Origin of the sequence: Aeromonas sp. QDB25, from assembly GCF_027707725.1 — a bacterium.
GTDB classification, from domain to species: domain Bacteria; phylum Pseudomonadota; class Gammaproteobacteria; order Enterobacterales; family Aeromonadaceae; genus Aeromonas; species Aeromonas caviae.
The window spans coordinates 1-11,179 of the sequence record NZ_JAPCIZ010000101.1 but is presented as its reverse complement, the minus strand read 5'-3'; the positions used below and the strand labels follow the sequence as shown (position 1 = coordinate 11,179).

The 11,179-nt window shown below is 57.3% G+C and carries 19 protein-coding genes; 2 read left to right on the top strand and 17 right to left on the bottom strand.

Features of this window, described 5'->3' with window-relative positions:
* Positions 1–532 precede the first annotated feature (532 nt).
* The 17 genes from PG883_RS21175 to PG883_RS23895 form a co-directional block, all read right to left on the bottom strand.
* Entirely contained in the window at positions 533–1,012 is a 480-nt protein-coding gene (locus tag PG883_RS21175) for a DUF3368 domain-containing protein (protein ID WP_270808041.1), read from the bottom strand.
* Entirely contained in the window at positions 1,013–2,068 is a 1,056-nt protein-coding gene (locus PG883_RS21170) for a helix-turn-helix domain-containing protein (RefSeq protein ID WP_270808040.1), read from the bottom strand.
* A gap of 113 nt (positions 2,069–2,181) precedes the next feature.
* Positions 2,182–2,514: a hypothetical protein gene (locus PG883_RS21165; RefSeq protein WP_270808038.1), complete on the bottom strand. Its 333-nt coding sequence runs from the start codon at positions 2,512–2,514 to the stop codon at positions 2,182–2,184.
* The gene (locus tag PG883_RS21160; RefSeq protein WP_270808036.1) at positions 2,511–3,014 is read right to left on the bottom strand and encodes a hypothetical protein; all 504 of its coding nucleotides are present in this window, start codon (positions 3,012–3,014) and stop codon (positions 2,511–2,513) included. The genes PG883_RS21165 and PG883_RS21160 overlap by 4 nt, the downstream gene beginning before the upstream one ends.
* A 1-nt stretch (position 3,015) precedes the next feature.
* Positions 3,016–5,376 carry a replication endonuclease gene (locus tag PG883_RS21155; protein WP_442866377.1) on the bottom strand — a complete coding sequence of 787 codons (2,361 nt, stop codon included), beginning with the start codon at positions 5,374–5,376 and terminating at the stop codon, positions 3,016–3,018.
* Positions 5,373–5,630 carry a hypothetical protein gene (locus tag PG883_RS21150; protein ID WP_270808034.1) on the bottom strand — a complete coding sequence of 86 codons (258 nt, stop codon included), beginning with the start codon at positions 5,628–5,630 and terminating at the stop codon, positions 5,373–5,375. Before PG883_RS21150 ends, PG883_RS21155 begins: the two co-directional genes overlap by 4 nt.
* The gene (locus PG883_RS21145) at positions 5,627–5,947 is read right to left on the bottom strand and encodes a hypothetical protein (protein WP_128296135.1); all 321 of its coding nucleotides are present in this window, start codon (positions 5,945–5,947) and stop codon (positions 5,627–5,629) included. Before PG883_RS21145 ends, PG883_RS21150 begins: the two co-directional genes overlap by 4 nt.
* Entirely contained in the window at positions 5,944–6,372 is a 429-nt protein-coding gene (locus PG883_RS21140) for a hypothetical protein (protein WP_270808031.1), read from the bottom strand. Before PG883_RS21140 ends, PG883_RS21145 begins: the two co-directional genes overlap by 4 nt.
* Positions 6,369–6,578 (bottom strand): hypothetical protein, encoded by a 210-nt coding sequence (locus tag PG883_RS21135; RefSeq protein WP_039040893.1) that lies wholly within the window; start codon positions 6,576–6,578, stop codon positions 6,369–6,371. The genes PG883_RS21140 and PG883_RS21135 overlap by 4 nt, the downstream gene beginning before the upstream one ends.
* The gene (locus PG883_RS21130) at positions 6,575–6,772 is read right to left on the bottom strand and encodes a hypothetical protein (RefSeq protein WP_270808028.1); all 198 of its coding nucleotides are present in this window, start codon (positions 6,770–6,772) and stop codon (positions 6,575–6,577) included. The genes PG883_RS21135 and PG883_RS21130 overlap by 4 nt, the downstream gene beginning before the upstream one ends.
* The gene (locus PG883_RS21125; RefSeq protein WP_216993518.1) at positions 6,769–6,942 is read right to left on the bottom strand and encodes a hypothetical protein; all 174 of its coding nucleotides are present in this window, start codon (positions 6,940–6,942) and stop codon (positions 6,769–6,771) included. Before PG883_RS21125 ends, PG883_RS21130 begins: the two co-directional genes overlap by 4 nt.
* A gap of 2 nt (positions 6,943–6,944) precedes the next feature.
* Entirely contained in the window at positions 6,945–7,121 is a 177-nt protein-coding gene (locus tag PG883_RS21120) for a hypothetical protein (protein ID WP_223933176.1), read from the bottom strand.
* Positions 7,122–7,182: 61 nt separating this feature from the next.
* Positions 7,183–7,641 carry a hypothetical protein gene (locus PG883_RS21115; protein ID WP_270808023.1) on the bottom strand — a complete coding sequence of 153 codons (459 nt, stop codon included), beginning with the start codon at positions 7,639–7,641 and terminating at the stop codon, positions 7,183–7,185.
* Between the two features lie 24 nt (positions 7,642–7,665).
* Positions 7,666–8,013, bottom strand: a complete 348-nt coding sequence (locus PG883_RS21110; protein ID WP_270808021.1) for an ogr/Delta-like zinc finger family protein — start codon at positions 8,011–8,013, stop codon at positions 7,666–7,668.
* 8 nt (positions 8,014–8,021) lie between these two features.
* Positions 8,022–8,537: a phage regulatory CII family protein gene (locus PG883_RS21105; RefSeq protein ID WP_270808019.1), complete on the bottom strand. Its 516-nt coding sequence runs from the start codon at positions 8,535–8,537 to the stop codon at positions 8,022–8,024.
* Positions 8,538–8,565: 28 nt separating this feature from the next.
* A complete protein-coding gene (locus PG883_RS21100) occupies positions 8,566–8,853 on the bottom strand; it encodes a hypothetical protein (protein ID WP_270808017.1) in 288 nt (95 codons plus the stop codon).
* Between the two features lie 5 nt (positions 8,854–8,858).
* Entirely contained in the window at positions 8,859–9,155 is a 297-nt protein-coding gene (locus PG883_RS23895) for a Cro/CI family transcriptional regulator (protein WP_323582402.1), read from the bottom strand.
* 120 nt (positions 9,156–9,275) lie between these two features.
* On the opposite strand from PG883_RS23895, the gene PG883_RS21090 reads away from it, so the two are divergent.
* Together PG883_RS21090 and PG883_RS21085 are read left to right on the top strand one after the other, a co-directional pair.
* A complete protein-coding gene (locus tag PG883_RS21090) occupies positions 9,276–10,115 on the top strand; it encodes a helix-turn-helix domain-containing protein (RefSeq protein ID WP_270808015.1) in 840 nt (279 codons plus the stop codon).
* 124 nt (positions 10,116–10,239) lie between these two features.
* On the top strand, positions 10,240–11,179 hold a 940-nt coding region (locus PG883_RS21085), incomplete at its 3' end, for a glycosyltransferase (RefSeq protein ID WP_270808013.1).

Here is an 11,179-nt window from a genome sequence, read left to right as displayed (position 1 = left end):
CATGGTGTTCCGCTTTGTTTCTTTGGCGAGAAGAAGCGTACCAGAACCGGCAGTTGGCCTCTTCTCTCCTATGCACCATGGGTGTTGCAGTTATTATCTGAATTCGCGAACTGATAAATTGCTTTCAATACAACTAGCAACTAGCGATAAACATAACTCGCTGGTTAGAACAACAAGGGGATCCTTTAGTGTCTGTAAGATTATGCCTCCATCTTCATCGAAGCGAAGTATTATTCCGGATCTATCAGGTCGCCATTCATCTCCAAATTTATTTGTATATCGCCATGCGCAAAACCAATTGCGGCACACTGGCGGTCTATCTTTATAGATTGCACAGCCTTTATTTTTATCTAAATTTTTACAAGGAATGTCAGCATCTTTCTTAAGAGTGTCTACATTAATTCGTAAGGCCACGCAACATGCAGAACATTTTCCACATTCTCTATCTTTAACTAATTGTAGAGTCATATTGATATCCTTGTAACACCCTAATGTTTCAGGCAACGGCAAAACAGAAGACGCACAGGAGGTGCTAAATATCTTCAATACGTCTTTTGGCTATATCCCAGGGCAGACGGCTGCCATTTGTTCGCATGTCCTCGTAGGCCTGCAAGGCTTCATCCTTGGTCAGGATGGCATGCACTACCATCTGCTCGACGACCCACAGCGTCCCCATCACCAGCACAGCCTCTCGTTCGGCGGCATTTTTAAGCGCCCGGTCGCCGGTTAAGAGTGGGCAGCATTCTTGTTTTGCCAATGCGAGAGCGAAACAGTCATGGATGCTGGGACCGCCATACTTATCATTCAGCTCGAACACAGTGGCGATGCTGGTCGGGCTGAGCTCCCCGAGCTGCAGACCCAACCCCAGTAGGTGGGAGTGGGTTTCCCTCAACTCTTCCTCGAACAGTACATCGGGGGCCATGAACTGATAGGGGAGTTGGAACATACGGTCGAGCAACAACCCGTCCTCCATATCAATCAGGATATTGGCGTCGCTGATAAGCACCTGCATCTACATGGCCTCACCTTGCATGATGCGGGATTTCCGCAGTTGCATTTGCGGCATCAGCAGCAGTTCGGCAGCCTTTGACTCAGAGATGATCTCTTCAGACAGTGCACGGTACACCAGTTGCTGGAACAACCAGGTGTGCTCTTGCGGGTAAGGGGTACCGGGTTCATTAGCCCGCCATTTCTGGCCTACGAAATACTTGAAATAAAGATCCTTACAGCGGCTCTCGGTGATAATGCCCAGGTTTTTAGCTCGGTAGAGGCAGGCCGCCATGCTCAAACCATATTCATGCTTGAGAAAATAGAGCTCCTTTGGCTCCAGATTTCTGCGATCACTTCCCAATTGTGCAATCGCCTCTGCCCTAGGGAACAGGAACGCGCTGGCGAACCGGTTACAGGCCTGTTCCTCGTCCATGTCTACCGGCAATTTGCCATGCATCAGCAAATGCCCAAGTTCGTGGGCCAGAGTAAAGCGCTGACGACAACCCGGCCAATGAGCAGAAATCACGATGACAGGCTGGTCACCGATATGTGCTTGCAGACCGTCAAACTTATTGCCCTGTTCCACTTTGGTGACAATGACCAAGATTCCCTTGGTTTCCAGTAAGTCGATCAAACTTTGGATGGGGTTCACCCCCAACTGCCAATGCTCACGCACGGACTCGGCAAATTCCTCGATGTCGTCCAGACAGCCGATATTCGGTAAGTGCGCGCTGTATGAAAATGGCGGGATGGGATAATTGGGCCACAGATCGGCAAGGGTCTTCCAGCGTTCAGCCTGATCCAGCACGTCCCCTTCAATCTGCTGAAGGATTTTAGCGGGAGTAGTAGAACGCTTCCGATACTCGACGTTGGCCAAAGTCACGACGGAGGGGCGGAAGAAGAACTCGGTGCGAACGCCGAGGGCTGCGGCCAGCTTCAACAGCACGGCAGATGAAGGCATGCTCTGGTCATGCTCATACTTTTTGACCATGTTGGCAGACACGCCAACCCGCTCTCCCAAGGCCTGCATCGACAGGCCTGCAGCAGCACGAGCACGCTTTACCCGCTCCCCAATCATACTAACTCCGGTTTATAAAATTTTTCATTCTTGATGAATCATAAACCTAGGTGGGGCAATTTGTCGACAAAACGTGACCGGGCCAATTTTCTAAAATGCGTGATTGTGACCGGTCACAGCGCCAAGATTTTCCCCTCGGTGGTGTGCCAGCAGGCCGACTCCCCTTTGAAGGTGCCACCGCAGCCTTGCGGCAGTGCGCAGTCGCAGTTGGGGCAGGTCTGCACGGCCAGCTCGGCCTCCTGCGCCAGCCAGCGTTCCCAGTCCCGTCGGATCAGGGTGCTGATGTACTCGTCGGCGCTGTAGGGCTCACCGGCGCCCGCCCGGGCGATGCACAGATGATCGAGCTGCTGGCGTTCCCGTTCTGAGAGCGCCACCTCCACTCGCTTGATGCCGAGTCCGGTTTGCCGCTTGCGCTGGTCCTGTTTGCGCTTGGTGGCTGGGTTCATACTATCTCCTTGCGATGGTCAGCCACTACCTGGTGCAGCGATGGTTGGTATGTGGGGTTGAGCTGTTCGGCTACGCCCGGGTTGGAGCGATCGATGATGCTGCCCGGTGCAATCCAGAGGGTGCGGCCCGTTCTGACGCAGCTGATGGTGCCGCTCTGGTCGATGGAGACCGGGATGCGGCCGCCCACCACGTGGCGCTTGCCGGCATATTGGCCGTCGGCAGAGAGCACCGTCACGGTGGGGCGGTTGGGCTTGGCCTGAAATGGGTTAGGTACCTCGGTGGCGATGGCGGGCAAGGCCAACAGCGCGGGGCGAGGATAGCGGCGGCGCAGGATGGCGCAGGCCACCGCCTGCTGCTTGCCCTGCAGCATGGCCACCCACTGGCTGATCTCGTGGGCTGGCCAGCGCTGCTGCAGGATGCAGGTCACCCGATTATCCAGGCGGCGGTACTCGTCCCGGCTGACGGTCTGGGCGCTGGCGCCCTGGTGATTGTTGTTCACGTTATGCCTCCCACTCTTCTTGTTCTTCGCTGATGTCGTACTGTTCCTGCCACCAGAGCGGATCCAGCTCGGTCAGCCCTTCCAGGCCTTCCAGCACCCGCCACATCTCACTGTGGTATGGATCTGGCAGCATCTCGATCCACTGGTAGGCGCCCGCATGGCCCTGTGCCTGGTATACCTCGCCGCAGAGCTGGACCAACATCGGCCAGTCCTGGTCACCGTCCGGGATCGCGTACTCATCCGGCTGGTCCTGCACGGCTGGCGGCTGGTCATCTGGCTGCCACTCCGGCTCGTTTGGCATCGATCTGCTCGATTGCACCTGGCCGTTCTCCAGCCAGAGGGTGTAACCGTCCGCGCTCACGCTGGCGCCTGCCCGTAAACGGTCGATGGAGAAGGGCGATAAACCCCATTGCTCTGCCATCAACTGATCCGCGAACGCCTCTGGATCCGGCTGCGTACAGTTATTGTCAGAGCTCCAAGGTGCCGGGCTGTCGCCCGTCTTAACCCCAACACCCCCAGCCGAAACTCTGGCGGCCTTGGCGGCCTCATAGGTGCCTGCTGGCACCACTTCCCACCCTTGCAGGCGGGTCTTGATACCCAGGCGGGCTGTGTGCAACCCCATCAGGCGCTTGATGTCTTCGCCGTATCTGTTGGCCTGCTCCTCGATGAGGTGGGCCAGCTTGATGGGGTGCTCGGCACGGGTAGCCAGTGCGCCACCCATGGCTTCCAGGTAGCAACGAAAGATGGCGTTATCAGCGGCATAGCGGGCGGCCTCAAAGCGTGGGTCTTGCAACACCGGCTTGGGTGGCCCCACGAGTTCGCCATTCTTCTTGGCGTTGCTGATACGGCGCAGCTCGCGCCAGACCCCGACCGGTGCGCCACCGATCTGCTGGAAGGTGCGGATCCCCCACCAACTGGCCCAAGCGCACGCATGCAGAGCGCCCTGGTCTGCTGGGGTGTTAGCCTCTTCGTCGTCACCGACATAGGCGCCATCGATGTTCTTGGCGATGTACTTGGCGAGATAGCCGGTTGCATCGCCCTTGGCTGGGTCGATCATCTTCCAGTCGAACCGTGGCGTGATATCGGTAAAGGTGGGGGCAGCCATGGGTACCCGCACCAGCTCGTCCTTGTCGTCTGTCAGCGCGTAGTGTTGCAGGGTGCTGATCACCTTGTTGCGATCGCTCGGGCGCATAAACAGCAGCATGTGCCAGTGCGGGGTGCCGTCATGGTGTGGCTCGCACACCCGAAAGCCGTAGACAGGTGAATCATTGCGCTTGAGTGAGGCGCGGGTCAGGCTCCAGAGCTTGGCCAGATAGGCGCAGGTTTCGCGTGGGGTGGCGCCCTGGTACTTGTCGTTCTCGATGGTCTTGCCGTTGCGGCCGGTCTTCCAGGCGTGAAATCGGCTGGGGGCCGTCCAGGTGAAGAACACCCCCACATGGCCCTGTTGCTCTGCGTAGTCCTCGAACCCCCGCATGCGGGTCATCATCTCGTTGCGGCGGTTGACCGGGTTGGAGATGCTGGCCTCCCAGCAATCCTTCATCGAGATCACCAGGTCATGCTGGCCGTTCATCACTTCCGACTCAGCCAACCAGCGCATCATGGCCTGCTTGCGCTCGCGCACCACCTTCATGGTGGCGTTCGAGACGTAGGCGGAGACGCCCTTGCGTACCTTGCCCAGCAGGATGGCGATGTGCTCTTGCAGCCGATCCCAGCAGCGGTTCACTCGCTTCTCCCACCACTTGGCGGAGAGCAGGCGCACCATGACGCTCAGGATCCAGTTTTCCCTGGCCTCTTTTGTTTTGAAGTCCGGCATCTTGCCGACGAATCCCCACTGGTCGGCAGGTTGCTTGATGGCTTCCCATGTTTCCATCAGGTCCAGTTCGCCGGCGGTGCTGTTCTGCTCGATGTTTTTCCAGATGGCTGCGGTCTGGTTGGCGAACTGGTGGGCCACTCGCCGGCGGCCTTCGTCGTCGCGCAGGTGCTGAGCATCGACTGGCAGCGCCATCACCAGAGACCTGACCCACTTCACCCGTTCCCGCAGCCAGATGTTTGCGCTGCGGCAGTTGCGGGTGGTGCCATCTTTGCGGCGGCGCACGTACTGCTTGAACAGCACCTGGGTGAACTGCATGGAGAGGCCATCGAGCAGTTGCACCGCCCAGACCAGATCGTATTCACCAGGGGCGCCCACAAAGGCGGCCTCCAGCTTGGTGCCCGGCATGGAGTTGGCGAGGGCATCGATACGGGCCTTGAGGGTCTTCTTGGATAGCGGCAGCTGGTTGCGTTTTGGCGTCGGCAGGCGGCTGATGGCAAAACCAAGATGGCCAGCCTCGGCGGCTGGCCCTGTTTTCTGTTGGTTGGTCATTGGTGATTGTTACCCGACAGCTCTTTGATGTTGTTCCGGCAGGAGGCCAGCGCATGGCGGGCATGCCTCGCCATCTTTCTGGCTGCGACACACTGGCGCAGGGTGAGGGAGACCGTGCAGCGGGGGCGAGGGGAGAGCTGGCGCATGGCCAGCAGGTCGCGCTGGTAGCTGCGCAGGCGGGCCTCGTCGCCCATCATGGTGTCGAACCATCTATCCACACGAGTTTGCAGGTCTGCGATCAGGCGGTGTCTCATTTGATGGTCTCCCCCAGTCCATGGAGCGGTTCGCAGTCTGCCCACCACTCGGCGATTTCTCTGGCCAGCGCCACCTCACCGCTACCCAGCGCCAACCAGTACACGGCGCGGATGGCGCCAAGGGCCAGCAGCTCGGCAATGTGAGACTCAATGTCGGGATGGCCGGCAAACATGTTTGCACAATCAAACTCGCCGCGAGCGGCCTCCCAATGCCTGGCCAACTGGCTGAGCGGTGCGGATGGCCGCATGTGGGCGGGGCCCGCCTCTGTGGTGCCCTGGTCATCCAGCGGGGCCTCCAGTTCAAACAGGTCGGTCATACCAGCGTCTCCTTGTCGTCGCGGTCTGCATTAGCCTCGCTGCAGGCCAGCGCCAGCAGCCCATACATCGCCAGCAGCAGCACTGCTGAGCGAGTGACAACCAGATCCTCACGCCGCAGGCCATCACCCTGGTTCAGCTCTGCCAGCAGTTGCACGACCATCTCGCCGGTGTCCTCGAAGGCAGCCAACCGCTTGCTCAGCTCGTCGGCTGACCTGTAGCCAATGCAATGAGCGGCGGCCGACATGGCGACCATGCTGGTGTTTACCGCACCGACAAGCGGCTCTGGGAGCGAATCGCCGTTAACACCGACCCAGTCGCTCAGGCTGGCAGCGGTGGTTTTGACCACCCCATACAAATCCAGCACAGCCAGCTCGGCGGCCAGCCTGGCCCGCATTGCCATCGGGTTTACATAGGTGTCGCTCATGCCTCATCCCCCATCACAGAGTCGTCATCGAGCAGATCCGCGGGGCGGCTGGTCACGACCAGCTGCACCTGGATGTACTCATCACCGGAGTAGAGCTCGCCCAGGGCGATGCGGTTTTCCTGCTCGCCAGTGGCCAGCAGCTCGGTCAGCAGCGGCAGCACAGCCCGCTCTGCCCGCTTGGCGATATGAATGGCGTCGATGCTCATGGTTGAGCCCTCCGGTTCATGGTGTGGAACAGCTGGTACCAGCGCTGGTTCTGTCTGGCCTGGGCCATCAGGGACTTGCCCTCCGAGCCACGGTAGAGGTAGGAGTAATCGGTGCTGGCGCGAAGCCGCGCCGGCAGCGCGTGCACGGCGGCAATGGCGGTTTGCCGGTTGACCGGCTGTAACAGCTTTTTCATGCCACCCCCTCGATGATGCGGATGGCGCCAGAGGTCAGGCGCTCCATGCGGGCGTAGCCGTTCCGGCCGCGCAGCCAGGTGGTGCCGCAGTTGATGTAACCGCGGCTGACCAGATAGGCGGATGCCGCCTTGATGGTCGGTTCGGTGTGACGAGTGATAACGGCGGCCATGATCAGATCCCCCCACGGCGGTTGACGCACGACCAGACCGCACGCCACGCCATGGCGGCAGGGCGCTCTACTGCATGGATCAGGTCTGGGCTGGTGCGGTAACGCTGACCACGGCAGGCCAGCTTGCGGTTTTGCAGGCGCAGGTTGCGCAATTGGTCACGAATGGCTAAAGTTGGCATGTCGATTTTCCTTGTTGACGATGGAAAGCCCGCTGGTGTTGGCGCACCGATAGCGGGTTTTTTATTGCCCGATGGCCCTGGGGCCTGACTGGCACATCTCACTGCCCGCCAGCACGGCGCGCTTCATGCGCAGCTTTGCGGCGCGTTCCTTCTTCTCTCTCTCGATATCTCCGATGGGCCTGGTCACTGGCGCCGGGTGCCACACCTTGGTGTCACAGCCGCCGCGAAACTCCCCCTGGTACTCCAGCGCGATGACCGCGAGCCGGATCGCCTCACGTTGCTCATGGGGCAGGCCTGACAAAGTGGCCGTCATCAGCTCGCCCCGTGGCTGGCGGGCGATGGCGCAGATGGCCGCCTTCTTGGCCTGGCTCAGGGTCAACCAGTCGGTGTTCAGGCTGGCGCCGGTCTTGCCGAACATCTCCCGCAGGATCTGGCAGCCGGCGGTGTTCATGGCCACCTGCTCATCGGGGGTCAGCCCCGCCAGGTTGCGCTGTTCATGGTCGATGCGTTGCGTTTGCATGGGGTTCTCCTTCCTGTAGGGGGCCTAGGCCCCTTCCTGTTCTGCGGTTGTTTCGGTGGCCCCGGCCTGTGCCTGCTTGAGTTCCTCAATGGCGCGGAACGGGCGCGGCTTGGTGGGCAGGGGCGGGGTGGCGGTGCTGGTAGGCTCCTCTTGTGGGCTGCGGCTCCCCTTGAGCCGTGGCACCAGAACGGCGGGGTTGGGCAGGGCGCTGGGCACGTAGTAACCGGTCACCGTGGACATCACCTGGAAGACGTACCCACAGAAATCGTTGCTGCAGCGATAGCGCGCCTGCACGGTGAGATCGCTCATGCGCTGTGAGGTTCTGACGGTGCTGTAAGACCCACAGTGAGGGCAGGGGAAAAACTTGGACATGGGGTCTCCTATGCGCCCATCGCCACGCGGGCCATGTCGGCGGCGCAGGCAAGGCTGGGTACGGCGTGGAATTTGTCTTCCACCTCGGTGGCAATCAGCACCAGGTGCTCGATGCCCGCCCACAGTCCGCTGATGACCGCATTGCGATGGGCCTTGGTGACGCGGGGGCCGCTCAGCAGGGTGGTGGCTTGTGCCGTGACACCCAGGATCTGGGCCCCTGCATTGAGTGCCTGCTGGGCGCGGGCCTCGGGGGTTGGCGCGGCGGCGGCGGGCAGCTTGGTGGCGGTCAGACCGCAGTCAAACAGTAGGCCGTCAAACAGGGTGTCGTCCCCGGTGGCGCGATAAAGGGCGATGAGGTCGAGGGCGGTGAGCTTGTGTTTCTCACTGGCCGGGTTGAATTTGTTGTGCAGCACACGGCTCGGCATGCCGAGCTCGCGTTCCAGCTCGCTGATGTTGTGCATACCCTTGAAGGTGTCGCAGGCGGCCGCAAAGTGGTTGTGTGAAAAACAGGACTGGTTTGACACTCTGATTTCCCTCCAAAGGACGATATGGTTAACCCGCGCGGTTGAACTGGGGTGCCAACACCGACCCTGCCATCTGCTTGGCGATAAACACATGCACCTTGACCATCACCAACTCGTTGCCCCGGGTTTTCTCCATGACATCGAGGCGGCCGGTTTTGACCCAGTGGCGTGCGGTATCAACAGACACCCCGACCCACTCGGCAAACCTGGCGATGGGCATCAGCGGCGGTGTGTCTGGGGAGATCACCAGATTGATCGCGCTGACGGCGGGGGCCTGGGTCGGCCTGGCGGCTGGATTGATATGACGAGGTGGCATGGTGGTTACGCCTTACCAGGTTGTGCGTTAGTGGGGTCAGCCTTGGCGGCGGCCGTCGCCCGCTGGACGCTGGGGATCTCCTCCAGCGGGGTGCCCGGCGCGACGCGCTGAGATGGGCGCCGTTGGCCAGACGTGGGGGCGGGGTCGGCTTTTAACGCGCCGCCGGTCAATACCTCGATCTGGTAGGCGCGGCCCTGGGGGACGTTCTCACCCCATTGTGAAATGGCCTGAGGTTTACAGCCCAAGGCATGAGCCAATTTGTTGGCCCCACCGAAATGGTCTATGGCAGTTTGCTTTTTCATACGACACCCATTGACAACCTTTCTTTCGGCTGAGTGTAAAGCGAACTTTATCTTTCTTGCAATGATTACTTTCTGGAAATGACAAAAATGCTTTCGGTTTCTGGGTGTAAGATTGCTTACATGAAAGTAAGCGAACGAATCAAACAGAGTCGTAAGAGGCTCGGCTATAGCCAAGATGCCCTAGGGTTAAAGGTTGGCGTTTCTCGTGTTGCCGTAAGTCAGTGGGAAAGGGGAGAGAGCACGCCAAGCGGGCGCTATCTCAATGACTTAGCTGCTGCGCTTGGCGTGTCGGTCAATTGGCTTTTGACCGGAGAGGACTCGAAGGCGGGAATTGTTTGGCATCCATCAGGATCTGGAAAGACAAGCAATATATTTTTGCTACTTAAAGCGTTGGAAGCGCAACGGCTGGCAGCCCCTTTATCCGCAGCGAATATTGATGATGTAATGCGAGAACTAGCCGCGTTGTCTAATACACAGTCCCCACAAAATGGGACTTCAGAAGCGAAAGCTGGTTTTAGCAACGTCGAGCCCGCAGCGATCCCTCAGGGCACGCGAGTGCCAATTCTGAGCTATGTGCAGGCAGGCAACTGGCGGGAGATATGCGAGCAGGCTACCAGTTTTGACGGTAACGTTGAGTATGTGACGTCCAGCGTCGATGTTGGTCCCTGCGGCTTCGGCCTCTGGCTGCGCGGTAATTCCATGACCCCGTTCTTCAATGAAGGGGATCTGATCATCGTTGACCCCGATGAGGCTCCGCGCCCTGGCGACTATGTCGTCGCTAAGAACGGCAGCGAAGAGGCCACCTTCAAGAAGTATCGGCCCCGTGGCATCGATGAGAACGGGCAAGAGGTCTTTGAACTGGTCCCCCTCAACGACGATTACCCGCCCATGCACTCCGACCGGCAGCACATCGAGATCATCGGCGTGATGGTAGAACATCGGATTTTTAGAAAACGATAATAGGACGCTGATGTGCCATTTTGGCATGATCTAGCGCTGGTACTGATTGGCATGCTCGGGTGGCAGATAATAAGTGCGGCACTTATGTCTCTCGAACTAAATAAACTTAGTGGAGTTATATAATTTGAAAGTTGCAATATTTGTTGCGGGCGATAAAAACATATTTTTTCCAGCTGTTATTGCTCTAAATAGTATAATTGAGAACAACCCCGATTTATTTGATGCGTTCATATCATTTCCTAAAAAAGATTTGACCAATGAAATGGTGGATGCTCTAGAGTATTATAAAATAAATTATATTGATTCATCTCTCTTGGAGGAAGAGTCTTCCATTGAAGATATGCCATTAATGATGGAAATGAACTGGCCTAAAGAGATTTTTCTTAATTGGGTTTTTCCATATTTCTTACTTGAAAATGGATATGAATATTCAATAAAGGTCGACTATGACATACTATGTTTGGACTCATATGACATAGATGAAATAATCCCCAAAGATAACGTCATGTCAGGCCTTCAGATCAATGTTGACCTTCAAGGGCAAGGTTTAAATAAAGAGTTCTTAAATGAATTATCCGAAGAGGGGTTGTATGATAAATCTATTGATTCATATATTAATGTAGGGTTCGTATGCATCAACAACAAGCTGTATTGTGAGTTGGATTTCTTTGGGCGGTTAAAAACTATATATATTAAAATGCTTACAGCTTGTCCGCAGACTGAGCTTGCTGAGCAAGCTGCAGTTGCTATTGCATTATCAACTACCAATGGTGTATTTAAGATATCTGGTGAGTATAATCAAAGAATTAGATGGGCCAGTACTATTAAACCCGATTTAAAACCTAGTATAAAAAATATACACTATATAACCAAAATGAAACCATGGCTTCCTTTGGAACGAAGCGCTATACGTGACTTTACAAAAAGAAAACAAGGAATGGTCTTTTTATATAGGCGCGAATTCAACTCCGAAGTGCAACACCCGCCAAATCAAGCAACCTGTCGTAGTTCATCAAACACGATCTGCGGTTGCCTGAAATCCAAACATTTGCGCGGTCTAAGGT